Raw genomic sequence first — 21,970 nt, 5'->3', positions numbered from 1 at the left:
GGCAACGCCGCAGCTGGTGCACTCATCACACCAGAATACCGAACGACACGCTATCTATTTGCGAGACACACCACTAGAGCCCCTCCGGGCGGCGCCTTACCGTGGCCTGAGGCTCTCGGCTCAAGGAGCAGCAGATGGTCCTCGACGCGGTCCGCGCGTTCAACAAACACGTGCTGAATCCGGTGATGAAACTGGTCGCCGGCCAGAAGTATTGGTACGCAGGGGTGATCGAGCACACGGGCCGGCGCTCGGGCAGAACGTACACCACGCCGGTGGTGGTGGAGCGGGTCGGCGACGGCTTCATCGTTCCGCTGCCCTACGGCACGCGCGTGGACTGGCTCCGCAATGTACTGGCTGCCGGGCGGGCCACCGTCCGCGTCCATGGCGAAACCTCTTGTGCCATAAGGCCGGAGATTATCGACGCTGCTACGGCATCCGACCAGCTTTCGCCGCGACGGCGACGCGAGTTCGCCCGCTTCGGGATCAAGAATTTCCTCAAGATGAGCCGTGAGCCCGCGGTGGCCGCGCGGGAATGAAAGCGCGGATTCCCAAATCGATCCGCACGCAACGAACGGGTGCGCGATCGGCGGATTCACCGCGAGCTTCCGCCCTGCGGGGCGAGGCGACCTGACGTAGGATCCCGCGCTGGACCACCGCCGTTTCGCATCCCGCGGTAGGGGGTATCCGCGACGCGGCCGGCGGAGCCGTGGTACAGCGACACGAAGGAGAACGGTAGTGAAGCGTGGGATCGCGGTCGGAGTAGCCGGTGTGGTCATGGTGGTCGCGGCCAGCGCCGGCTGTTCGGGCAACAAGTCCAGTACCGGCGCGTCGAGTTCGGCGCCGGCGGCGCCGGGCACGCAGGTCGTCGTCGACGGTCAGAAGCAGAACGTCAGCGGCCAGGTCTCGTGCACCCCGTCGGGTGACAACGTCAATATCGGCATCGGCGACGCGTCCGACGGAGTCGGGGCGGTCGTCAGCAACGGCAACCCGCCGATCGTCCACTCGGTCGGTCTGGGCAGCGTCAACGGCGTCACGCTCGGCTTTTCCGACGCCGCACCGAACCAGGCGGGCAACGCCGGTGCCGCCGCGAGCGGCAAGTCGTACGCGATCAAGGGCACCGCTTACGGCGTCGACATGCGCAACCCGCAGCAGCCGCAGCCGGTGACCAAGTCTTTCGAGATGGACGTGACCTGCCCGTAGCACGGGCCGCCAGCATCGTCGGGGCCCCCGCCCCAGAGGGGACGCAGTTATGTCTATGAAGCATGTGGCCGGTGCGGCGGTGGTCGCGACGGGTGTCGGCATCTCGGCAATCTCGCTGAGCGCGGGGTTCGCGCAGGCCGCCCCGCTTGACCCGCCGCCACCGCCGTGCCCGAACTGCCACGGCGGCGGCCCGGGCGGCGCGGGCGGCCCGGGTGGTCAGGTGCCGCCGCCGGGTGGTCAGGCGCCGCCGCCGCCGGGTGGTCAGGCACCGCCGCCGCCGGGTGGGCAGGCGCCGCCGCCGCCGGGTGGTCAGGCACCGCCGCCGCCGGGTGGGCAGGCACCGCCGCCGCCGGGTGGTCAGGTGCCGCCGCCGGGTGGTCAGGTGCCGCCGCCGGGTGGGCAGGCACCGCCGCCGCCGGGTGGTCAGGTGCCGCCGCCGGTTGGTCAGGCACCGCCGCCGCCGGGTGGTCAGGCACCGCCGCCGCCGGGTGGTCAGGCACCGCCGCCGCCGGGTGGTCAGGTGCCGCCGCCGCCGCTCCAAGCGCCGGGTACCCAGCCTCCTCATCCGGCTTACCGCCCGCACGGCGCCTACGACCGGCCGACCGCGCAAGTCGGCGGTCCCAGAGACGCACCGCAGGGCTTCAGCGTCCCGGACCACGGGGCTCCGCCGCCACCGCCGCCGCGCGGGTACGGCTGGAACGACGGGCCCGCTCCCGGCCACCCGCCACCCAACTGGGACGGCCCTCCGCCCCCGGGTGGATGGAACGGTCCGCCGCCTCCCGGCGGTTGGAACCGGCCGTGGAACGGCCCGCCGCGCGACGAGGCCGCCGCCCGCAGCGACTTCGGTCCATTCGCCTACAACACCTTCACCGCGACTCCCGTCTTCAACTCCCAGTTCGGAGGCTGGGGTTACTGGTTCTTCGGTGACTGGATCCCGCTCTACTGACGAGGGGACGGATGCCGAGAAAGCGCTCGGTTGCAACGGTTTTCAGGCCGTACTGCGCTGAGGGCCCGGGGGGCGCGATGTCGGCTGCCCGCCCCCGGGTGACAAAAAGATAACGATTGTCACGACATGTCGTCGCGCTCCGGCAAGCGCGGCCGAGCACGGCGCCTAATGAACTTATTGTGCCCAACGTGCGCCGCCGAGAGGCCCTGAAGTTTCCGCTGCTTCTGGCCGCAGGGACCGGGGTGGCCCGGGTGCCCCGCGCCTCCGCGGATACGACCCGCTGGTCACCGGACCGGGCCAATCGGTGGTATCAGGCGCAGGGCTGGCTCGTCGGGGCGAACTTCATCCCGTCGAACGCCATCAACCAACTGGAGATGTTCCAGCCGGGCAGCTACGACCCGCGGCGCATCGACACCGAGTTGGGCTGGGCGCGTGCGGCCGGCTTCAACACCGTGCGGGTTTTTCTGCACGATCAGCTCTGGGCGCAGGATGCGCGCGGATTCCAGGGCCGCCTGGCGCAGTTCGTGGCCGTCGCGGCGCGTCACAACATCAAACCCCTGTTCGTGTTGTTCGACTCCTGCTGGGACCCGCACCCCAGACCGGGCCGGCAGCGCGCGCCACGGCCGGGGATCCACAACTCCGGGTGGGTGCAGAGCCCGGGCGCCGAACGACTCGATGACCGTCGCTACACGCGCGTGCTCTACGACTACGTCACCGGCGTCCTGAGCCAGTTCCGCAACGACGACCGCGTCCTGGGCTGGGACGTGTGGAACGAACCCGACAACCCCGCCCGCGTGTACCGCTCGGTGGAGCGGAAAGACAAGCTGGAGCGTGTCGCCGACCTGCTCCCGCAGGTGTTCGGTTGGGCACGCGCGGTCAACCCCGGCCAGCCGTTGACGAGCGGTGTCTGGCAGGGCCAGTGGTCAGAGCCCGCGCGCCGCAGCACGATTGCCGGCATCCAGCTCGACAACTCCGACGTGATCACCTTTCACTCCTACGCCGAGCCGGCGACGTTTGAGAGCCGCATCGCCGAACTCGCCCCGCAGGGGCGGCCGATCCTGTGCACCGAGTACATGGCCCGCACCCAGGGCAGCACCATCCAGGGCATCCTGCCGGTGGCCAAACGCCACAACGTCGGCGCCTACAACTGGGGCCTGGTCGCCGGCAAAACCCAGACCTACTTGCCCTGGGATTCCTGGGACCACCCCTACCCGGCGGTTCCCAAGGTGTGGTTCCACGACCTGCTGGGCCCGGACGGACGGCCCTTCCAGGACAACGAAATTCAAGCCATCAAGGCCCTGGCCACCCCGATGGCATAGTCGTTGGCGTCTGGCTTTTTCCGATCTGACCCCATCATGGCGGGGTATACGCGGACGCGGGGGGAAGCGATGTCGTTCGTGGTCGTGGCGCCGGACATGTTGGAGGCGGCGCGGATCGGTTCGGCGGTGAGTGCGAGCAGTCTGGCCGCCGCGATCCCGACGACCGGAATGGCGGCGCGGCCGTCGCGCACGCGCTCGCGGGCCAGGGCCCGGGTGGTTTTCGGCCAGGGCTTCAACAACGCCCTGCAAACGATGTACGCCACGGCCATGGCCGACCCGGTGCACGCCGCGAACGGCCGGATCACCGACGCCGCGTCGTCGAGCGAATTCGCCATCGAGGTCGGCGCGCTGATGACCGTCAACGACCCCGTGCTCATGCTGACCCCACCGCTGGCCGACACCGGCATGGTCGTGATGCAGGGCGATCCCCGGCGCGGCTGGACGCTGGTCAGCTGGGACGGGGTGCCCGTCCCGCCGGCGTCTCGGCCCGGTTCGGGGATGAGCGCATTCATTCTGCGCCGGCTGGCGTGGTCACCGATGCCCGCGTGCCACCGCCGATCGCCGACGTGAGCTTCATCGATCCGCCCATCGCGTCGATGCGGACCGCCAGCGAGGCGAGTCCTATGTGCCCCGCGGCGACACAGTGATTCAGGATGGCCGGATCGAACCCGGTTCCGTCGTCGGCGACGCTCAGCGTGATGGTGTCGCCCGCCCCGGTGAGACGGACCCGCACGGTGCTCGCCCGCGCATGCTTGTACGCGTTGGCGAGCAGTTCGCGGGCCGCCCGGTACAACAGCGACTGGGACCGCGGGCGGCCGACCTCTTCGAGGTCGGCTTCGACGGCGAAGTTGCCGCGGCGCTCGTAGTCGCGAACCAGCTCGCGCAGCGCGGCGGTCAGCCCCACCTCGGTGAGCACCTGGGGATGGAGTGCGGTGACGGCGCTGCGCAGCCGGGTCGCCGTGTCCTGCACCGCCTGGTAGGCGGCGTCCAGCGCCGGATCGCTATGACGCTCGCGGAATTCGTCGAGTTCCAGCCGCGCCGCCAACAGGTCCTGCAGCGGTCCGTCGTGGAGTTGTTCGGCCAGTTCCCGCGAGTGGCGCTCGTCGGCGCGCATCGACTCCGAGACGAGCGTGCGGCGCATGTCGAGCAGGGTCGCCACGCGCGCCGCCGCGCGCGTCAGGAAGTAACACAGGGCGGTCATCGCGGCCGCCAACCACAGCAGCAACCCGAAATGGGTGTACACCACGCTCGGCAGCTCGACCGTGTCGTCGCGCTTCGAGTAGACGATCCACACACCCAGATACCCGACGGCCGTGGCGATCCCGACGGCGGCCGTGAGCGACGGGCGGTCCTGAAACGCCACCGAAATCGGCAGCAGGAAGAACACCGGCAGCAATGCCACGGTGGCTCCACCGGACACCACGCACAGCGCCACCACGGTCAGCACGTCGATGCCCGTCGAGGCCCAGCCGGCCCATGGCGGCACCGGGCCGCGCAGCACCACCACCACCCACACCAGTGCGGCGACGCTGTAGGTGCCGAGGATCAGCGCATAGGCCAACGGTAACCAGTGCTCCACCTCCCACAACGAGACCAGCAGGACGATCAAGCCGATCAGCGGCAGGCGCAGGAACGCCGACAGGCGAACGGGTTCGGCCGCGACGAAGTCGACCAGTCGAGCCGGGCGGCGGTTCATCATTCGATCAGCCCGCGCCGCATCGCCGCCGCGACGGCCGCGGCGCGGTCACCGACGCCGAGTTTCTCGTACAACCGTTGCACGTGGGTCTTGACCGTGGACGGAGCCAGGTACAGTTCGGCGGCGATCGCGGGGATGCTCAGCCCCTGGGCGATGAAATTCAGGACCTCTCCCTCCCGCACGCTGAGCGCCGGTGTCTGGGCTTCGCCGCGGCGGCGGATCTCCCCGGCCAGACCAGCGGCGAGGGCCGCCGGCACGACGTCCCGGCCGTTGGCGCAGTCGAGCACGCCCTGCACGATCTCCGCTTTCGTCGATTCCTTGGGCAGGAATCCCGCGGCGCCCTCGGTCAGGGCGTGGAAGACGATCGCCGACTCATCGTGCGCCGACAGCAGCAACACCCTCGTCGGCAACTCGTCACGCCGGACCGCGGCCGCGACCTGTGCACCGTCCATTCCGGGCATCCGGTAATCCAGCAGCGCGACGTCCGGCAGGTGGGTCTTGATCAGGGTCAGGGCAGCTTCGCCGTCGTCGGCCTCGGCGACCACCTCGACGACGCCGCTCGATGTCAGCGCGCGCACGAGCCCGTCACGGAACAGCGGGTGGTCTTCGCCCACGACCACGCGCACCTTGTCCGTCGCCGCCTGGCCGAGCATGGCTCGTAGTGTCGCACAGCGGTTGCCGTCGTTTCCCCCGATCGGAGGACGTGAGATTCAGCCGGCGCACCCGTTGCCTGGCGGACAGACACCGCCGAACCGCTGCGGAATAGTCGTGGCCGGGGGGCGAGCACCCGCACAGGAGTATTCGATATGGATGCAGCCAGCACCGACATCGACAGCGTGGACGGAGCCCGCTTCGCGTGGGTGGCGAAGGCGCGATGCCGCTCCACCGACCCCGACGAGCTGTTCGTTCGCGGCAAGGCGCAGCGGAAGGCCACCGCCATTTGCCGGCACTGTCCCGTCGTCGCCGAGTGTCTCGCCGATGCGCTGGACAACCAGATGGACTTCGGTGTCTGGGGCGGGATGACCGAACGCCAACGGCGGGCGTTGCTCAAGCAGTACCCGGACGTGACGTCCTGGTCCGAGTTCTTCGCCGCCCAGCGCAGGCACCGCAGCACCGGCCGATCGGCCTGACCGCGCGGAGCCCCCTGTCAGGATTGAACTGACGACCTTTCGCTTACAAGGCGAGTGCTCTACCACTGAGCTAAGGAGGCCGGTGAAACCGGTGCCAGCCTAACGAATCACTCGTTGGTGTCGATGATGCGCGTCGAGCGCACGGGCCGCGAGACGGTGCGGCGCGGGAGCCGTCGTCCGGGAAACGGAAAGCGCTCGGCGATGTTGCTCAGCGGGTTGACCACCATGGTCAGCGCCATGACGGCATCCTGCAGGGTTTCGATCGCGGGCTCGAGCGTCTCCATGCCGGGGGTCAGCCGGGCCAGGGTGTCGGCGACGTCGGCGAGCTGTTCGAGCGGTCCGTTCTTCGCGGTCAGCTTGTCGATCAGTCCGCCGTCGGCGAGCAGCCGGTCGGCCAGCCCGTCCTCGGACAGCACGCGTTCGATCAGGCCTTCCTCGGCGAGCAGCTGGTCGGCCAGCCCGCCGGGCTGCAACGCGCGCTGCAGCCCGCCGCCCTCCGCGGTCAGCCGGTCCAGCAGGCCGCCCTGCGCGGTCAGCATGTCCACCATGCCGCCCGGGCGTAGCAGCCGGTCCAGCGGTCCGTCGGGCGCCACGGCGCGCCCGAGCGGCGCGTCGTCGTCCATCAGCCTGGCCAACCGGTTGGCGCGCACGATCGCGTCGTCGATCCCCAGCATGGACGCCACGCCGTTCGTCGCGGCGCCGGTCCCGCCGTCGCCCACTGCGCGCTTGGCCACGCCGACGGCCACGAAGGCGACGTTCAAGCTCACCTCCGCGGCGGCGAGTCCGGTCCGCGCGGGGGCGGTCGCCAGCGACACGACGCTTTTGACGAGGTTCATGGTTGAAGTCTATTCGCGACGCGACCTCGATGAACGGCGTTCGGACCGACGGCGGTGCCATGATGGCTGGCAGGCTACTATCAGACGGTTACCACCGTGCTCACAGTAACTACACACTTGCTGTGAAGGTAACGCTCAATGAAGGCAACGCTCAATGAACGACAGAAGGCCCCAATGACAGCGGCTATCCACAACGAGCCCAAACCGGAGGCTCGCATCCTCGTGGTCGACGACGAGGCCAACATCGTCGAACTGCTTTCCGTCAGCCTGAAATTCCAGGGCTTCGAGGTGCACACCGCGACCAACGGGGCCCAGGCCCTGGACCGGGCACGCGAAGCCCGCCCGGACGCGGTGATCCTGGACGTGATGATGCCCGGCATGGACGGGTTCGGGGTGCTGCGCCGGCTGCGCGCCGACGGTATCGACGCGCCTGCGCTGTTCCTGACGGCCCGCGACTCCCTGCAGGACAAGATCGCGGGGCTGACCCTCGGCGGAGACGACTACGTGACCAAGCCGTTCAGTCTGGAAGAGGTCGTTGCCCGGCTGCGGGTCATCCTCCGCCGCGCGGGCAAGGGCGGAGCGGAACCCCGCAACGCCCGGCTGACGTTCGCCGACATCGAACTCGACGAAGAGACCCACGAGGTGTGGAAGGCCGGTCAGCCGGTCTCGCTGTCGCCGACGGAGTTCACGCTGCTGCGCTACTTCGTCATCAACGCGGGCACGGTGCTGAGCAAGCCCAAGATCCTCGACCACGTCTGGCGTTACGACTTCGGCGGTGACGTCAACGTCGTCGAGTCCTACGTGTCATACCTGCGCCGCAAGATCGACACCGGGGATAAGCGGCTTCTGCACACCCTGCGCGGTGTGGGCTATGTGCTGCGCGAGCCGCGCTGAGCACCCGCTCGGGCGCGCGACGAGGTACGCGCGGCGAGATAGTTGACCGGTGGCGAAGAATACGGAGATGGTCAAGCAGTTTCGACGCGGAGTGCCGCTGCGGGTGGGTCTGGTCGCCGCCACCCTGATCCTGGTGGGCTGCGGCCTGCTGGTGTCGGGGGTCGCAGTCACCTCGATCCTGCGTCACGTGCTGGTCAGCCGGATCGACCAGACGCTGCTCGAGGCGTCCCGCGGCTGGGCGCTGGCCCCGCGCCGGCAGTCCCCGCCGCCCTACGAGAGCCCGGACCCCGGCCGGCCCCCGTCGAAGTTCTACGTGCGGGGCATCGGCACCAACGGCACGCCGTTCACCGCCATCAACGACCGCAACGCCGAACCGGCGCTGCCGCCCGACAACGACGTGGGCCCCGATCCGACGACCTTGCCCTCGGTCAACGGCTCCGACATCGAGTGGCGGGCGGTGTCGGTGCGCGGCCCGCACGGCCTGACGACCGTCGCGATCGACCTCTCCGACGTCCAGCACACGGTCCGCTCGCTGGTCTGGTTGCAGATCGGCATCGGGGTGGGCGTGCTGGTCATCGTCGGGATCGCCAGCTTCGCGGTGGTCCAGCGCAGCCTGCGGCCGCTGTCCGAAGTCGAACAGACCGCCGCGGCGATCGCCGGCGGCCAACTGGACCGACGGATCCCGCAGCGCGATCCCCGCACCGAGGTGGGCCAGCTGTCGTTGGCGCTCAACGGGATGCTGACCCAGATCCAGGAGGCGTTGGCGTCCTCGGAGTCCTCGGCCGAGCAGGCCCGCGGGTCCGAGGAGCGGATGCGCCGGTTCATCACCGACGCCAGCCACGAGCTGCGCACCCCGCTGACCACCATCCGCGGCTTCGCGGAGCTGTACCGCCAGGGCGCCGCGCGCGACGTGTCGATGCTGCTGGCGCGGATCGAAAGCGAGGCCAGCCGGATGGGGCTGCTCGTCGAGGATCTGCTGCTGCTGGCCCGCCTCGACGCCCAGCGCCCGCTGGAACATCACCAGGTGGATTTGCTGGCGCTGGCCAGCGACGCGGTGCACGACGCGCAGGCCGTGGATCCCCAGCGCACGATCAGGATGGAGGTCTTCGACGGGCCCGGCATCCCGGAGGTGGTTGGTGACGAGGCCCGGATCCGCCAGGTGCTGAGCAACCTGCTGGTCAACGCCCTACAGCACACCCCGGAAAGCGCCGACGTCATCGTGCGGGTCGGCACCGACGACGACGACGCGGTGATCGAGGTGGCCGACAAGGGGCCCGGCATGAGCCGGGAGGATGCGGCACGGGTGTTCGAGCGCTTCTATCGCACCGACTCGTCACGCGCCCGGGCCAGCGGCGGCACCGGCCTCGGGCTTTCCATCGTCGACTCGTTGGTGCACGCGCACGGCGGCACCGTCACCGTGACCACCGCGCCCGGCGACGGTTGCTGCTTTCGGGTCACCCTGCCGCGGGTGAGCGACATGCCCGTGCCGGAGGAGCCGGTTCAGGTCAGCTGAGCCAGGGCCGCCTTGATCTTGGCCTGTGCCTCGTCCAGCGATTCCGGCGACGGGTTGCGGTCGACGTGGGCAAAGCCGAAGTCGCCCAGGCTGCGGGTGGGGAACACGTGAACGTGCAGATGGGGCACTTCCAGCCCGGCGATGATCATGCCGGCACGTTCGGTGTTGAAGGCTTTGCACACGGCCCTGCCGATCAGCTGGCTCGCCGACATGACGCGGGCGAAGACCGCGTCGTCGACGTCCTGCCACTGGTCGATCTCGGCGCGCGGCACCACCAGCGTGTGGCCCTGTGTCATCGGCTCGATCGTCAGGAACGCGACGACGTCGTCGTCCTCGTAGACGAAGCGGCCGGGCAGCTCTCGGTTGATGATCTTGGTGAAGACCGACGACATGGGCCCCAGCATAGGTGCGGCCGGATCGGCCGCCGGACCGAGGCCGTTCGGCTACTCCTGGTTGCCGAACTTCATCATGTCCAGGTTCCAGTAGCCGCGCATGTTGGTGATCAGCCCCGCATCGTTGACCTTGTAGGTGAACACCCCGCGGACCTCGCTGGTGACGCCACCCTCGAATTCGCTGTGCAGCACCAGGATATGAGCGACCTCGTCGGGTGAGCTCGACGGGAACGTCTCCTCGCAGGTGATCGTGAGGCGGTTGGCCGCGATGTTGGTGTCGTAGAAGCCGCCGACGGCCTCCCGGCCGCGCACCCCGGTGCCGTCGGGGTTGGTGACGGACTTGCCGATCGGGTCCTCGACGACGACGTCGTCGGCCATCAGGGCCAGCCAGCCCTCCCGGTCGTGGGCTTGGACGCACCGCCACGACGGCTGCGACGCGGCCAGGGCCGGCGAAGCCTGGGATGATGCGGTTTCGGTCATCGTTTCTCCTGTCTCCACAGCGTGTCGAGCACCTCTGGTGTGTGTTCGGCACCGCCCTTCTCGGGCGCGCGGTGCGCCCCGACCGCGCCATCGGCGCCCAGGTGCAGCCCGCCGGGGGCCTCGGGGTGCTGCGGGTCGACGCCGTTGGCGCCCAACGTGATCAGGCCCACGCCGCCCCTGGCCCGGGCGGCGAAGCAGTCACGCGTGCGCTGCGACGCCAGCCCGTCCGGGGTGCCGTACATCGTCTCCATCGCAGACATGACCACCCGGTTGCGTACCGCCATGGCACCGATCCGTCCCGGCGCCGGCAGGTGCGGTAAGTTCGCCACCCGTGCGGCCGCGGCTTCTTACCGGTCTGCGTCGGTGTACCGGATGACCCCGCGAATGTTCTTGCCGTCCAGCATGTCCTGGTAGCCGTCGTTGATCTGCTCCAGCTTGTACCGGCGGGTGATCATGTCGTCGAGGTTGAGCTTGCCGGCCTTGTACATCGACAGCAGCTGCGGGATGTCGTAGTGGGGGTTGCCGCCGCCGAAGATGGTGCCCTGCAGGTTCTTCTGCATCAGGGTCAACATCGCCAGGTTCAGGGTGACGTTGGTGTCCAGCAGGCTGCCGATCGCGGTGAGCACGCAGGTGCCGCCCTTGGCGGTGATGTTCAGGTAGTTGTCGACGTCGGCGCCGTGCAGCTCGCCGACGGTGACCACCACCTTGTGGGCCATCAGGCCGTAGGTGACCTCGGCCATGCCCATCATCGCGGCGTCCATGTCGGGGTAGACGTGGGTGGCGCCGAACTTCAGGGCCTGGTCGCGCTTCCACTCCACCGGGTCGATCGCGAAGATGTAGCGGGCCCCGGCGTTGACGGCGCCCTGCAGTGCGGCCATGCCGACCCCACCGACGCCGACGATGGCGACGTCCTGGCCCGGGCGGATGTCGGCGGTGCGGACCGCCGACCCGTAGCCGGTGGTGACACCGCAGCCGACCAGGGCGGCCACCTCGAACGGCACCGACGGGTCGATCTTCACCACCGAGCTCTGGTGCACCACCATGTACGGCGAGAACGTGCCCAGCAGCGTCATGGGGTAGACGTTCTGGCCGCGGGCCTGGATGCGGAAGGTGCCGTCGGACACGGCCGCACCGCCGAGCAGTCCGGCGCCCAGGTCACACAGGTTGCGCAGGCCCGCCTGGCACGTGGGGCACTTGCCGCAGGACGGGATGAACGACAGCACGACGTGGTCGCCGGGGGCGATGTCCTCGACGCCCGGGCCGACCTCGGTGACGATGCCGGCGCCCTCGTGCCCGCCGAGCACCGGGAAGCCCGCCATCGGGATGCCGCCCGTCACCAGGTGGTGGTCGGAGTGGCACATGCCCGACGCCTCCATCTGGATCTTGACCTCGTCTTTGACCGGGTCACCGATCTCGATTTCCTCGATCGACCACGGCTGGTTGAACTCCCAGATCAGCGCGCCTTTTGTTTTCATGAACAACCTCCACTAGCAAGCCCTGACCCGAGTGTTCGGCGAAAGGGGCCGGCCGGGGCCGGACGGCAATTTAGAACGTGTTCTCGTTCTCGGTGAACATTATGACGTGCGTCACCCCGGTGTAAACACGGGGGAGCGGCATTCCGCACCCGTGCTACCAAATCGGGACCGGGGCCTCGCCCAACGGGTAGTAGCCGGGCAGCTTCTCCCCGGCGAGGCTGCGCTCGATCCGTTTCTGCATGCCGGTGCTCAGATCACCGGATTCGATCAGCGCCGCGAACATCTTCGCGACGTGACCGAAGTCGAAGAAGTCACGCTGCCACTCGATGAGATTGTCGCCGTTGAGCCGAAACCAGCTGCCGCCGATGCCGTAGATCTCGTCCCGGGTGCCGTCGGACTTGTTGACGATCTGCTTCCAGAAGCCGACGATCTCGCCCTGCTTTTCGTCTATGAGCACCTTCTGGTACTCATAGACCCAGTTCTCCAGGCCCTCCATCTCCAGACCGAGGGCAATATCGCGGATCTCGTCGACGCCCACGCACATCACGTCCTCTTTGGGGCCGATGTTCCAGCCGTAGGTGGCGTCCTCGGTGTAGAAGCCCGCCAACGGCCTCCAGTCGCCGGCCTGCTCGCAGTCCTTGTTGGCCTGCAACCAGCGGCCGACCCATGCCTCGAGTTCTTCGCGCGACGGCATTCTCAATCCTCTTTCTCTTTGATGAACAGTGCTTGGGTGGGGCACGCCATGACGGCCTGCTCGATCTCCCTGCGGGCCGCCTCGGGAGGCTCGGCGTCCAGAATCTCGACCTTGCCGCGCTTGGGCACCCGGAAATAATCCGGGGCCTCCAGCTCGCACATCGCATGGCCCTGGCACAGATCCAGGTCGGCCTCGACTCGAAAACCCATGGTCAGCTCCTATTTGCGGCGGCGGTGGTAGCGCACCGTGGCGGGCCGGGCCAGCTGCACCACCATCTTCGAGTGGTCGTTCCGATAGCTGTCGGCCGGCTGGGCCATCTCGAACTCGTACTCGCGCAACAACACCGAGAAGATCGCCTTGATCTGCATCTGGGCGAACGCCGCACCCACGCAGCGGTGTCTGCCGGCGCCGAACGGAATCCACGTCCACCGGTTCACCAGGTCCTCCTGCCGGGGCTCCTCGTAGCGCTGCGGCACGAAGTCGTCGGGGTCCGGGAAGTCCTCGGGAATCCGGTTGGAGATCGCCGGCGAGGCGGCGACGAAATCGCCCTTGTGGATCGGGTAGCCCTCGACCTCGAACTCGCCCTGGGCCACCCGCATCAGGATGATCAGCGGCGGGTGCAGGCGCAGCGTCTCTTTGAGGACATTCTCCAGCTTCGGGATCTGGCGCAGCGCATGGAAACTCACCTCCTGCCCGTCGGCGTAGAGCTCGTCGAGCTCGGTGACCACCTCCGCGTAGGATTCGGGGTGGCGCATCAGCTCGATCAGCGTCCACGCCGAGGTGCCCGAACTCGTGTGGTGCCCGGCGAACATCAGCGAGATGAACATCCCGGTGACCTCGTCGGCCGAGAACCGCGCGTTGCCCTCCTCGTCGGTGATCGACACCAGCACGTCGAGCATGTCGCGGTCGCTCTTGTCCGCCGGCGGGTTGGCGAGGCGCCGGTTCATGATTTCCTGCACCAACGCCACCAAGCCTTTTCGGGCTTCGTCGCGGATGCGGAAGCTTTCGATCGGCAGGTAGGGGTCGACGTAGCACAGCGGGTCCGTGCCGCGCTCGAGCTGGTGGTAGAAGTGCGCGAACCGCGAGTCGAGCTGGTTGCGGAACTTGGTGCCGATCAGGCACGCGGTCGAGGTGTAGATGGTCAGCTCGGCGAAGAAGTCCAGCAGGTCGATTTCGCCCCGCTCACCCCAGGTCTGGATCATCCGGTGCACTTCGCGCTCGATGGTGGTGGCGTGGCCCTTCATGTGCTCACCGCGCAGCGCCGAGTTGTGCAGCATCTCCTTGCGCCGCTCGGGGCTGGCGTCGAAGACGACGCCCTTGCCGAAGATCGGCGTCATGAACGGATAGGCCTCGGCCTGGTCGAGGTCCTCGTCGGCGGACCGGAAGAAGAACTCGTTGGCCTCGGCGCCCGAGAGCAGGATGACGTGCTTGTCGGCCAGCTGGAACCAGCCGGCGTCCCCGCACTCGTCGCGGACCCGCCGCATCAGCCCGATCGGGTCGGTGCGGAACTCCTCGAGGTGGCCGTGTTCTTCTTCGCCGCCGGAAACCCGCGGCACGATCGCGGTGGTTGTCATGACGGCATCCCTTCCTCGCCGAGCGCGAGTTTCTGGCGGTCTTTGTTGTCGGCCAACGGCGCTTCGGGCTGAAGCTCCATGTTGGCGATGAAGCCGCCGCGCGGTGTCTCGGCGACGAACGTGATCGCTCGTGCCAGGTCGGCCGCCCGCAGGAAGTAGTCGTGGCGGGCCTGGCCCCACTTGGCCCAGTCCTGCAGCGCGGGACCGATCTTCTCGGCCGGCAGGCTCCAGCCCATCGACGTCTTGGTCGGGCCGGGATGCACGATCGAGGCCCGCACGCCGGTGCCCTCGAGTTCCATCTGGAAATTGGTGACCATGGCGACGAGCGCGGCCTTGGCGGCGCCGTAGGCGCCCATGTGTGGCCGCTGGCGCAAAGCCACGTCGGAGCCGACGAAGATCACATCGCCGCGCTGCCGCTCGAGCATCCCCGGCAGCACCGCGGCGGCCAACCGGAAGGCGCCGACGAGGTGGATCTGCAGCTGCGACTCGAACTCGTCGCCTGCGATCTCGGCGAGCTTGCCGAAGTAGGTGTCGCCCGCGCCGGTCACCAGCACCTCGATGTCGCCGAGTGCTTCAACAGACCGTGCGACAAAGGATTTCACGGAATCCGGGTCGGTGACGTCCAGGTGGAATCCGACCGCCTCGCCGCCGTCGGCGTTGATCTTGCCGACGATGTCGTTCAGCTTCTCGACGCGGCGCGCACCCAGGGCGACCGGGAAGCCGTGGGCCGCGAGCTCGATGGCGGTGGCCTCCCCGATGCCGGAGGAGGCGCCGGCCACGATCGCCGGCCGACGTTCGGGCAGGGGGTCAAAGCGGGGCATGCGCGGGCCTTCAGTTGATTGTGAGAGTCATCGGGTTGTGAGAGTCATCGGTAGGTGGGCGAATCCGCGGACATTGCTGGAGTGGACGCGGACGGCGTTGGCCTCGTCGACCTCGTACCCGCGGATTCGCTTGAACAACTCGGTGAGGGCCACCCGCGCCTCCATGCGGGCCAGGTGCGCGCCCAGGCAGAAATGCGCCCCGCTGCCGAAACTGAGGAGCTTGGGCCCGATTTCGCGCCCGATCAGGAATTCGTCGGGGCGATCGAAGACCCGCTCGTCGCGGTGCCCCGAACCGGGCAGCAGCAGCAGGACGTCGCCCTCGGGAAGGGTGGTGTCGTGGAGGGTGAGCTCGCCGGAGACGGTGCGGGCCAGGATCTGGCTGGACGTGTCGTAGCGCAGGGTCTCCTCGACCCACAGCTGCACCCGGGACAGGTCGGCGTAGACCGGCGTCAGTTGGTCGGGATTCCTGTGGCCCCAAAATGCCGCATTGGCAAGGAGTTTGGTGGTCGTCTCGTTGCCGGCTATCACCATCAGGAACATGAACCCGAGGACTTCGTCGTCGGTGAGCCGGTCGCCGTCGATCTCGGCCTCCAGCAGTGCCGTGGTCAGATCGTCGGTGGGCTTCTCGCGCCGCTCGGCCACCATCCCCTGGTAGTAGACGATCAGGTGCAGGGAGGCTTCGACGGCCTCCGGCGGGACGTCGGTGACCCCCGCGTCGCGGTGCATCACCTTGTCGGCCCAGGCCCGTACCTGGGCGCGATCGGCTTCGGGAACCCCCATCAGCTCGGAGATGACGTCCATGGGCAGCTTGCCGGCGAACTCGTCGACATAGTCGACGCAGTCGCCGGCGCGCGACGCCGACGACCTGGCCTTCTCCAGCATCGTGTCCAGGTGCCGTGTCGCGATCGCGGTGACCCGGGGCTCGAGTTCCCGGATCCGGCGGGGGGTGAAGCCTTTCGACACCAGGGTGCGCAGCCGCAGGTGGGCGGGATCGTCCATCGCCAGGAACGACATCGTCTTGGACGCGTGCGGGCCGCGTGACGCCGGGTCCAGCGAGACGCCGTACTTGTTGGACAGCGTGGTGCTGTTGCGGAACCCCTGCAGCACGTCGCCGTGCCGCGACACCGCCCAGAACTTCAGTTCCTCGTTGCGGTACAGCGGGGCCTCGTCGCGCAGCCGCCGGTAGTACGGATACGGATCTTCGTGGAAGTCGTAGTCGTAGGGATCGAGCACCAGCTCGTGGTCCCCGAGATGTACGGTCATTCGCTGCGTGTCTCCTGGCTTGTCTCTCCGGCGCCGGTGAGGATGAGCTTCACCACGTAGGCCAGCCGGTCGGCGATCTCGCGATAGGTGAATTCGCCGCTGCCGGCCTGAACGAGCGCGCCGAAAAACGACATCTCCAGCGCCGACACGGCGGTGGGATCGGCGTCGGGGCCCATGGCGGACGTGATGCGACGGTGGATCTCCGCGCCGATGCGGTCGCGCGCGGCGCGCACCGCCGGGTCGCCGCCGCCGCTGAGCAATGCCGTCGTGCAGGCGGCGCTGACCTCCGGCTCGTCGGCCACCACCAGCGCCAGCTGGCGCAACACCATCTCCACCCGGGTGGACATGGAGTCGTTGACGTCGGTGAAGAACGGGACCTTCCGGACCAGGTCCAGATAGACCTCGGCGATCAGGTGGTTCTTCGACGAGAAGTAGGTGTAGGCGGTGGCCGGGGCGACCCTGGCCCGCGCCGCCACCGCGCGCACCGTCAGGTCGGCGTACGACGTCTCGCGCAGGGTTTCGACGCCAGCGGCCAGCACCTTGCGAAACGTCTCCTCCTGGCGGCGGTTGCGCGGCGCGTGACCGGCGGGCCGCCCAGCCGGAGATGACGGCGTCACCAGAGCATCGCTGGACACCTGTCCAAGCTAACGGATCGACTCGGCACCTGGCAAGGCCACGCGTGAAATGGGCAGTCTAGCGGCGAATATCTGTGTGCCTACGCGCCGTTCCCGGCCTCGCCCCTTGCCCCGCCGCCAACCTGGCGGCTATGGTTCCCTGGGGCAATACCGGACAAGTGTCCACTTGATGTTCCGCGGGTTCCGGGCCCACGGTCCGCCACGCGAAGACGGGAGCGCGAGATGGCCTTGCTGGCCGACGGCGTGAGTGAACTTTTCATCGACGGCACGATGTCGGCCGGCAGCGCCGGCACCTTCCCGACGATCAACCCGGCGACCGAGGAGGTGCTCGGTGTCGCCGCCGACGCCGGCGCTGACGACATGGGCCGCGCCATCGAGGCCGCGCGGCGCGCCTTCGACGAGACGGACTGGTCGCGCGACACCGCACTGCGGGTGCGGTGCGTGCGCCAGCTGCGCGAAGCGATGCGGCAGCACCTCGAAGAGCTGCGCGGCCTGACCATCGCCGAAGTCGGCGCGCCGCGGATGCTCACCGGCATCGCTCAGCTCGAGGTCCCGGTCAACGACCTCGCGTTCGCCGCCGACACCGCCGAATCCTACGAGTACAGCCAGGATCTCGGCGAGGCGGCGCCGATGGGCATCCCCACGCGGCGCACCATCGCCCGCGAGGCGGTCGGCGTCGTCGGCGCCATCACCCCGTGGAACTTTCCCCACCAGATCAACCTCGCCAAGATCGGTCCCGCGCTGGCCGCCGGAAACACCGTCGTCCTCAAGCCCGCCCCCGATACGCCCTGGTGTGCCGCCGTGCTCGGGGAGCTCATCGCCGAGCACACCGACTTCCCGCCCGGTGTCATCAACATCGTCACGTCCAGCGACCACGCCGTGGGCGCGCTGCTGGCCAAAGACCCTCGGGTGGACATGATTTCGTTCACCGGCTCGACCGCCACCGGTCGCAGCGTGATGGCCGACGGCGCCGCGACCATCAAGAAGGTCTTCCTCGAGCTGGGTGGCAAGTCGGCGTTCATCGTCCTCGACGACGCCGATCTGAGCGGCGCGGTGGGGGTGGCCGGGTTCTCGGTGTGTATGCACGCGGGGCAGGGCTGCGCCATCACCACCCGGTTGGTGGTGCCGCGAGCGCGCTACGACGAAGCCGTCTCCATCGCCGCCGCCACGATGGCCGGTATCAAGGCCGGCGACCCCACCGACCCCGGAACCATTTGCGGGCCCGTGATTTCGGCCCGCCAGCGCGACCGGATACAGGGCTACCTCGACTCGGCGATCGCCGAGGGCGGCACTTTCGCGTGCGGCGGCGGCCGTCCGGCCGACCGGGAGGTCGGGTTCTTCATCGAGCCGACCGTGATTGCGGGGCTGGGCAACGACGCGCGCTGTGCGCGCGAGGAGATCTTCGGCCCGGTCCTGACGGTGATCCCGCACGACGGCGACGAGGACGCGGTCCGCATCGCCAACGACTCGCCGTACGGGCTGTCGGGCACGGTGTTCGGCGCCGACCCGCAGCGGGCGGCGAGGGCGGCCGCGCGGGTCCGCGCGGGCACGGTCAACGTCAATGGCGGCGTGTGGTATTCGGCCGATGCGCCGTTCGGTGGCTACAAGCAGTCCGGAAACGGTCGCGAGATGGGTCTGGCCGGTTTCGAGGAGTACCTGGAAATCAAGACCATCGCCACGGCAATCAACTAGAGGAGCCCGAATAGCATGCGGTTCGCCAACAAAGTCGCCATCGTCACCGGGTCCGGGGGCGGGATCGGCCAGGCGTACGCCGAGGCGCTGGCCCGTGAGGGTGCCGCGGTCGTCGTGGCCGACATCAAGGCCGAGGCCGCCGAGGCGGTGGCCAAGCAGATCGCCGCCGACGGCGGCACGGCGCTGGCCGTCCCGGTCGACGTCTCCGACCCTGCTTCGGCCAAGGCGATGGCCGATGCCACGCTCGCCGAGTTCGGCGGCATCGACTACCTGGTGAACAACGCCGCCATCTTCGGGGGCATGAAACTGGACTTCCTGGTCACCGTCGACCCGGAGTACTACAAGAAGTTCATGAGCGTGAACCTCGACGGCGCGCTGTGGTGCACTCGCGCGGTGTACAAGAAGATGGCCAAGCGCGGCGGCGGGGCGATCGTCAACCAGTCGTCCACCGCGGCGTGGCTGTACTCCAACTTCTACGGCCTGGCCAAGGTCGGCATCAACGGTCTGACCCAGCAGCTTTCGCGCGAGCTGGGCGGCCAGAACATCCGGATCAACGCGATCGCGCCCGGACCGATCGACACCGAGGCCAACCGCACCACCACGCCGGCGGAGATGGTCGCCGACATCGTCAAGGGTCTTCCGTTGTCGCGCATGGGAACGCCCGATGATCTGGTCGGGATGTGCCTGTTCCTGCTGTCCGACGAGGCCGCCTGGATCACCGGGCAGATCTTCAACGTCGACGGCGGGCAGATAATCCGGTCATGAGCGATCAGTTGAGGCTGGGCTACATCGGGCTGGGCAACATGGGCGCGCCGATGGCCAGGCGGCTGACCGGCTGGCCGGGCGGACTCACGGTCTTCGACGTGCGCGCCGAGGCGATGACGCCGCTGGCCGAGGCCGGCGCGACGCCGGCCGGCAGCGTGGCCGCGGTCGCCACCGCCGACCTCGTCCACGTCACCGTCCTCGACGACGCGCAGGTGCGCGAGGTCGTCGGCGAGGTGGCCGCCAATGCGAAGCCCGGCACCGTCATCGCGATCCACTCGACCATCGCCGACACCACCGCCGCCGAACTGGCCGCGCAGCTCGGACCGCGGGAGATCCACATCGTCGACGCCCCCGTCAGCGGCGGCGGCGGTGCCGCCGAAAGGGGAGAACTCGCCACCATGGTGGGCGCCGAGCGGGCGGTGTACGAGCGGATCAAGCCGGAGTTCAAGCAGTGGGCGTCGCTGGTCATCCATGCCGGCGAGCCGGGTGCGGGAACGCGGATGAAGCTGGCCCGCAACATGTTGACGTTCACCTCCTACGCCGCCGCGGGCGAGGCCATGAAGCTGGCCGAGGCGGCCGGGCTGGACCTGCAGGCGCTGGGCCGGGTGGTGCGCCACACCGACGCGCTGACCGGGGGGCCGGGGGCCATCATGGTGCGTGACAACATGAAACCCCTTGAGCCGGACAACTTTCTGTACCAGTCCTTCGTGCACGCGCGTGGCCTGGGGGAGAAGGACCTGGCACTGGCACTGGCGCTGGGCGAGGCGGTGTCGGTCGACCTGCCGCTGGCCCGGCTGGCCTTGCGGCGGCTGGCGGACGGCCTCGGCGTACCGCACTCGGACTGATGGGAGACGCAATGGACGAGCTGCGCCGCAAGGGCCTCGAGAAGATGAACGAGGTCTACGGCTGGGAGATGCCCAACATCGAGGGCGACGCGTACTTCGACCTGACCGTCGACCACCTGTTCGGCAGCATCTGGACCCGGCCGGGACTGTCGATGCGTGACAAACGCATCATGACGTTGACGGCGGTGACCGCCATCGGAAGTCGCGACCTCGCCGAGATCCAGATCAACGCGGCACTGCTCAACGGCGAACTCTCCGAGGACGAACTCAAGGAGATGGCCGTCTTTCTCACCCACTATCTCGGCTTCCCGCTGGGTTCGGCGTTCAACGGCGCGGTCGGCGCCGTCGTGGCCAAGCGCAAGAAGGCCGCGGCCAAGGGCGCCGGTGAGGACAAGAAGGCCAACGTGGAGGCCGCGTTGAAGATGAACTCGGGCGACGCGCGGGAGTAGGGCGCGGGTGGTGCGCCGGCTGCGGACACCCGGGCACGCGCTGATCGACGTGCTCGCCGTGCAGGTCGGCGAGTTGGCCAAGTATGCCCAGCGGATCATGGACTGGCTCAATCCCGATGGAGAATCCAGAGGTCAGGAGCGGGCCCGCAAGCGCTGCGTCATGCTGGGCAACCCGGAATTCGACGGCAGATTCGACGGCATGAGCGCAACCACGACGGACTGGGCGCCGGACTGCCGGCGGCTGGTGGCGTCCGGACGGTTGGGACCGCACGACGGGCTGCCCGTGTCGATCGTCAAGATCACTACCCTGACGGAGTTGGAAGCGCCGGCACGCTGCTACCGATGTCCGATGTGATCCGCATGGCCGGCCACGCGCACCACTGTCTGGCGATCTTTGAGTACGACAAGGCGCTGGCGCCCCGTCACGCGAAGCGGTTGGCCTCCACAGTTCGGCCAGCGCATCTTCGACGACGTCATCGTAATCACCGACCGGCGCATTCTCGGTGAGCGGACTGCGCGAGAAGGTTGAGCAGTTCGAGAAGGTTATCGGAGCGGGTCGTCTCTCTATCTCAGGCTCTCCGGCACCACAAACGGATCGGGGTTCTACCGCAACGCACACATCAGAATCCTGTGTTTCACCTGGCTGATAAGCCAGCAGGGCCGACCACCGGCAAAGGTGACCGCAGCGGCCGCATTTTCTGTCTCCACGGAGGGGCCACCGGTGCGCCCCTGGATTGCTCTATCGCAAAGTCAGAAACACCGCAGGCCTTCCGTCGACAGTGATCTGTGTCACTGATATATATGGTGGGCGGTTTCATTAGGTCTGCAGCTGTCCCCGCGTCGATTGCGTTGTCGTTGTCGTTGTTGGTGTTTGGTCGCCTTGAGGTGAGTGGAGCCCACGATGTCGTCTTTTTTGATCGCTGTACCGGAGTCGTTGGTCGCGGCGTCGGCGGACTTGAGCAGTATCGGGTCGTCGATCCGCGCGGCGAGCGTGGCGGCGGCGCCGTCGACGACGTCGGTGTTGGTGGCGGCGCAGGATGAGGTGTCGGCCGCTGTTTCGGCGTTGTTCGGCGCGCATGGTCGGCAGTTTCAGTCGTTGATGGGGCAGGTGAACCTGTTCCATGAGCAGTTCGCGGCGGCGGTGAGCAAGGGTAGCGGGATGTATGTGGCGCAGGAGGTGCTCAGTGCTGCGGCCACGGGCGCGGGTTGGGGTGGGAATCCGGTGACGGCGTTGGTGAATGCGGCGCAGCCGTTCGGTGTGTTCTCGCCGGTGCGGGATCTGACGGGGCGTTCGTTGTTTGTCAATGGTGCTGATGCGACCACGCCGGGGGGTAGCGGCGGGGTCGGCGGG

The 21,970-nt window shown here is 68.4% G+C and carries 26 protein-coding genes, 1 tRNA gene and 1 pseudogene; 14 read left to right on the top strand and 14 right to left on the bottom strand.

The genetic code is table 11. The annotated features are described in order from the left end of the window. Positions 1–134: 134 nt before the first annotated feature. From FPZ47_RS19275 to FPZ47_RS19255, 5 genes are all read left to right on the top strand, one after another. Positions 135–536, top strand: a complete 402-nt coding sequence (locus FPZ47_RS19275; RefSeq protein WP_144953819.1) for a nitroreductase family deazaflavin-dependent oxidoreductase — start codon at positions 135–137, stop codon at positions 534–536. Positions 537–735: 199 nt separating this feature from the next. After that, complete coding sequence (locus FPZ47_RS19270; protein ID WP_144953822.1) at positions 736–1,200, top strand: lipoprotein LpqH; 465 nt, start codon at positions 736–738, stop codon at positions 1,198–1,200. A 55-nt stretch (positions 1,201–1,255) separates the two neighbouring features. Then, positions 1,256–2,146, top strand: a complete 891-nt coding sequence (locus FPZ47_RS19265; protein WP_144953891.1) for an MAP_0585 family protein — start codon at positions 1,256–1,258, stop codon at positions 2,144–2,146. A 188-nt stretch (positions 2,147–2,334) separates the two neighbouring features. Next, positions 2,335–3,465: a cellulase family glycosylhydrolase gene (locus FPZ47_RS19260; RefSeq protein WP_144953825.1), complete on the top strand. Its 1,131-nt coding sequence runs from the start codon at positions 2,335–2,337 to the stop codon at positions 3,463–3,465. Between the two features lie 69 nt (positions 3,466–3,534). Continuing rightward, on the top strand, positions 3,535–4,035 hold the full coding sequence (locus tag FPZ47_RS19255) for a hypothetical protein (RefSeq protein ID WP_144953828.1): 501 nt from the start codon (positions 3,535–3,537) through the stop codon (positions 4,033–4,035). Here the strand turns inward: FPZ47_RS19255 and FPZ47_RS19250 are convergent. Further along, entirely contained in the window at positions 3,974–5,161 is a 1,188-nt protein-coding gene (locus tag FPZ47_RS19250; RefSeq protein ID WP_144953831.1) for a sensor histidine kinase, read from the bottom strand. The genes FPZ47_RS19255 and FPZ47_RS19250 overlap by 62 nt on opposite strands. Then, complete coding sequence (locus FPZ47_RS19245) at positions 5,161–5,814, bottom strand: response regulator transcription factor (RefSeq protein ID WP_144953834.1); 654 nt, start codon at positions 5,812–5,814, stop codon at positions 5,161–5,163. Before FPZ47_RS19245 ends, FPZ47_RS19250 begins: the two co-directional genes overlap by 1 nt. Before the next feature lie 153 nt (positions 5,815–5,967). On the opposite strand from FPZ47_RS19245, the gene FPZ47_RS19240 reads away from it, so the two are divergent. Beyond that, entirely contained in the window at positions 5,968–6,291 is a 324-nt protein-coding gene (locus FPZ47_RS19240) for a WhiB family transcriptional regulator (protein ID WP_144953837.1), read from the top strand. An 8-nt stretch (positions 6,292–6,299) separates the two neighbouring features. Here the strand turns inward: FPZ47_RS19240 and FPZ47_RS19235 are convergent. Then, positions 6,300–6,371: transfer RNA gene (locus FPZ47_RS19235), tRNA-Thr, on the bottom strand. Positions 6,372–6,398: 27 nt separating this feature from the next. Beyond that, positions 6,399–7,127, bottom strand: a complete 729-nt coding sequence (locus FPZ47_RS19230; protein WP_144953840.1) for a hypothetical protein — start codon at positions 7,125–7,127, stop codon at positions 6,399–6,401. A 174-nt stretch (positions 7,128–7,301) separates the two neighbouring features. On the opposite strand from FPZ47_RS19230, the gene phoP reads away from it, so the two are divergent. Both phoP and FPZ47_RS19220 read left to right on the top strand, forming a co-directional pair. Continuing rightward, on the top strand, positions 7,302–8,021 hold the full coding sequence (gene phoP, locus FPZ47_RS19225) for a two-component system response regulator PhoP (protein WP_144953843.1): 720 nt from the start codon (positions 7,302–7,304) through the stop codon (positions 8,019–8,021). Between the two features lie 67 nt (positions 8,022–8,088). Next, entirely contained in the window at positions 8,089–9,534 is a 1,446-nt protein-coding gene (locus FPZ47_RS19220) for a sensor histidine kinase (protein WP_145039543.1), read from the top strand. Here FPZ47_RS19220 and FPZ47_RS19215 read toward each other — a convergent pair. The 10 genes from FPZ47_RS19215 to FPZ47_RS19170 all read right to left on the bottom strand — a co-directional run bounded on the left by FPZ47_RS19215 (position 9,522) and on the right by FPZ47_RS19170 (position 16,868). Further along, entirely contained in the window at positions 9,522–9,926 is a 405-nt protein-coding gene (locus FPZ47_RS19215; protein ID WP_144953846.1) for an HIT family protein, read from the bottom strand. The genes FPZ47_RS19220 and FPZ47_RS19215 overlap by 13 nt on opposite strands. 51 nt (positions 9,927–9,977) lie before the next feature. Next, on the bottom strand, positions 9,978–10,406 hold the full coding sequence (locus FPZ47_RS19210; protein ID WP_144953849.1) for a ketosteroid isomerase family protein: 429 nt from the start codon (positions 10,404–10,406) through the stop codon (positions 9,978–9,980). Then, positions 10,403–10,735, bottom strand: coding sequence for an oxidoreductase (locus FPZ47_RS19205; RefSeq protein WP_144953852.1), 333 nt, complete (start codon positions 10,733–10,735; stop codon positions 10,403–10,405). Before FPZ47_RS19205 ends, FPZ47_RS19210 begins: the two co-directional genes overlap by 4 nt. Positions 10,736–10,753: 18 nt before the next feature. Beyond that, entirely contained in the window at positions 10,754–11,881 is a 1,128-nt protein-coding gene (locus FPZ47_RS19200; RefSeq protein WP_144953855.1) for an NDMA-dependent alcohol dehydrogenase, read from the bottom strand. 154 nt (positions 11,882–12,035) lie between these two features. Beyond that, positions 12,036–12,575: a nuclear transport factor 2-like protein gene (locus tag FPZ47_RS19195; protein WP_144953858.1), complete on the bottom strand. Its 540-nt coding sequence runs from the start codon at positions 12,573–12,575 to the stop codon at positions 12,036–12,038. 2 nt (positions 12,576–12,577) lie between these two features. Beyond that, the gene (locus FPZ47_RS19190; protein WP_144953862.1) at positions 12,578–12,784 is read right to left on the bottom strand and encodes a ferredoxin; all 207 of its coding nucleotides are present in this window, start codon (positions 12,782–12,784) and stop codon (positions 12,578–12,580) included. Positions 12,785–12,793: 9 nt separating this feature from the next. Next, a complete protein-coding gene (locus FPZ47_RS19185) occupies positions 12,794–14,149 on the bottom strand; it encodes a cytochrome P450 (protein ID WP_144953865.1) in 1,356 nt (451 codons plus the stop codon). Then, positions 14,146–14,970, bottom strand: a complete 825-nt coding sequence (locus FPZ47_RS19180; RefSeq protein ID WP_144953868.1) for an SDR family oxidoreductase — start codon at positions 14,968–14,970, stop codon at positions 14,146–14,148. Before FPZ47_RS19180 ends, FPZ47_RS19185 begins: the two co-directional genes overlap by 4 nt. A gap of 27 nt (positions 14,971–14,997) precedes the next feature. Further along, on the bottom strand, positions 14,998–16,233 hold the full coding sequence (locus FPZ47_RS19175) for a cytochrome P450 (RefSeq protein ID WP_144953871.1): 1,236 nt from the start codon (positions 16,231–16,233) through the stop codon (positions 14,998–15,000). After that, on the bottom strand, positions 16,230–16,868 hold the full coding sequence (locus FPZ47_RS19170; protein ID WP_144953874.1) for a TetR family transcriptional regulator: 639 nt from the start codon (positions 16,866–16,868) through the stop codon (positions 16,230–16,232). Before FPZ47_RS19170 ends, FPZ47_RS19175 begins: the two co-directional genes overlap by 4 nt. 222 nt (positions 16,869–17,090) lie before the next feature. Between FPZ47_RS19170 and FPZ47_RS19165 the strand changes: the two genes are divergently transcribed. The 6 genes and pseudogenes from FPZ47_RS19165 to FPZ47_RS19140 all read left to right on the top strand — a co-directional run. After that, positions 17,091–18,560 (top strand): aldehyde dehydrogenase, encoded by a 1,470-nt coding sequence (locus tag FPZ47_RS19165; RefSeq protein ID WP_144953877.1) that lies wholly within the window; start codon positions 17,091–17,093, stop codon positions 18,558–18,560. A 15-nt stretch (positions 18,561–18,575) separates the two neighbouring features. Beyond that, the gene (locus FPZ47_RS19160; protein WP_144953879.1) at positions 18,576–19,325 is read left to right on the top strand and encodes an SDR family oxidoreductase; all 750 of its coding nucleotides are present in this window, start codon (positions 18,576–18,578) and stop codon (positions 19,323–19,325) included. Beyond that, a complete protein-coding gene (locus FPZ47_RS19155; protein ID WP_144953882.1) occupies positions 19,322–20,170 on the top strand; it encodes an NAD(P)-dependent oxidoreductase in 849 nt (282 codons plus the stop codon). The genes FPZ47_RS19160 and FPZ47_RS19155 overlap by 4 nt, the downstream gene beginning before the upstream one ends. Before the next feature lie 11 nt (positions 20,171–20,181). Beyond that, on the top strand, positions 20,182–20,619 hold the full coding sequence (locus tag FPZ47_RS19150) for a carboxymuconolactone decarboxylase family protein (protein ID WP_144953896.1): 438 nt from the start codon (positions 20,182–20,184) through the stop codon (positions 20,617–20,619). Between the two features lie 97 nt (positions 20,620–20,716). After that, positions 20,717–21,126 (top strand): annotated as a pseudogene (locus FPZ47_RS30700) (DUF222 domain-containing protein). A 394-nt stretch (positions 21,127–21,520) separates the two neighbouring features. After that, on the top strand, positions 21,521–21,970 hold a 450-nt coding region (locus tag FPZ47_RS19140; RefSeq protein WP_145039540.1), incomplete at its 3' end, for a PE family protein.

It is taken from the genome of Mycobacterium helveticum (assembly GCF_007714205.1).
Taxonomy (GTDB): Bacteria; Actinomycetota; Actinomycetes; order Mycobacteriales; family Mycobacteriaceae; genus Mycobacterium; species Mycobacterium helveticum.
The sequence above is the reverse complement of the archived record's forward strand: the minus strand, read 5'-3'. Positions and strand labels throughout refer to the sequence as shown.

Coding starts and splice junctions, on each gene's coding strand:
- FPZ47_RS19150 (WP_144953896.1), top strand. CDS start 20,182: ATGGACGAGCTGCGCCGCAAGGGCCTCGAGAAGATGAACGAGGTCTAC.
- FPZ47_RS19165 (WP_144953877.1), top strand. CDS start 17,091: ATGGCCTTGCTGGCCGACGGCGTGAGTGAACTTTTCATCGACGGCACG.
- FPZ47_RS19265 (WP_144953891.1), top strand. CDS start 1,256: ATGAAGCATGTGGCCGGTGCGGCGGTGGTCGCGACGGGTGTCGGCATC.
- FPZ47_RS19180 (WP_144953868.1), bottom strand. CDS start 14,970: ATGCCCCGCTTTGACCCCCTGCCCGAACGTCGGCCGGCGATCGTGGCC.
- FPZ47_RS19275 (WP_144953819.1), top strand. CDS start 135: ATGGTCCTCGACGCGGTCCGCGCGTTCAACAAACACGTGCTGAATCCG.
- FPZ47_RS19195 (WP_144953858.1), bottom strand. CDS start 12,575: ATGCCGTCGCGCGAAGAACTCGAGGCATGGGTCGGCCGCTGGTTGCAG.
- FPZ47_RS19210 (WP_144953849.1), bottom strand. CDS start 10,406: ATGACCGAAACCGCATCATCCCAGGCTTCGCCGGCCCTGGCCGCGTCG.
- FPZ47_RS19175 (WP_144953871.1), bottom strand. CDS start 16,233: ATGACCGTACATCTCGGGGACCACGAGCTGGTGCTCGATCCCTACGAC.
- FPZ47_RS19160 (WP_144953879.1), top strand. CDS start 18,576: ATGCGGTTCGCCAACAAAGTCGCCATCGTCACCGGGTCCGGGGGCGGG.
- FPZ47_RS19200 (WP_144953855.1), bottom strand. CDS start 11,881: ATGAAAACAAAAGGCGCGCTGATCTGGGAGTTCAACCAGCCGTGGTCG.
- FPZ47_RS19220 (WP_145039543.1), top strand. CDS start 8,089: ATGGTCAAGCAGTTTCGACGCGGAGTGCCGCTGCGGGTGGGTCTGGTC.
- FPZ47_RS19190 (WP_144953862.1), bottom strand. CDS start 12,784: ATGGGTTTTCGAGTCGAGGCCGACCTGGATCTGTGCCAGGGCCATGCG.
- FPZ47_RS19185 (WP_144953865.1), bottom strand. CDS start 14,149: ATGACAACCACCGCGATCGTGCCGCGGGTTTCCGGCGGCGAAGAAGAA.
- FPZ47_RS19245 (WP_144953834.1), bottom strand. CDS start 5,814: ATGCTCGGCCAGGCGGCGACGGACAAGGTGCGCGTGGTCGTGGGCGAA.
- FPZ47_RS19255 (WP_144953828.1), top strand. CDS start 3,535: ATGTCGTTCGTGGTCGTGGCGCCGGACATGTTGGAGGCGGCGCGGATC.
- FPZ47_RS19215 (WP_144953846.1), bottom strand. CDS start 9,926: ATGTCGTCGGTCTTCACCAAGATCATCAACCGAGAGCTGCCCGGCCGC.
- FPZ47_RS19230 (WP_144953840.1), bottom strand. CDS start 7,127: ATGAACCTCGTCAAAAGCGTCGTGTCGCTGGCGACCGCCCCCGCGCGG.
- FPZ47_RS19240 (WP_144953837.1), top strand. CDS start 5,968: ATGGATGCAGCCAGCACCGACATCGACAGCGTGGACGGAGCCCGCTTC.
- phoP (WP_144953843.1), top strand. CDS start 7,302: ATGACAGCGGCTATCCACAACGAGCCCAAACCGGAGGCTCGCATCCTC.
- FPZ47_RS19155 (WP_144953882.1), top strand. CDS start 19,322: ATGAGCGATCAGTTGAGGCTGGGCTACATCGGGCTGGGCAACATGGGC.
- FPZ47_RS19250 (WP_144953831.1), bottom strand. CDS start 5,161: ATGAACCGCCGCCCGGCTCGACTGGTCGACTTCGTCGCGGCCGAACCC.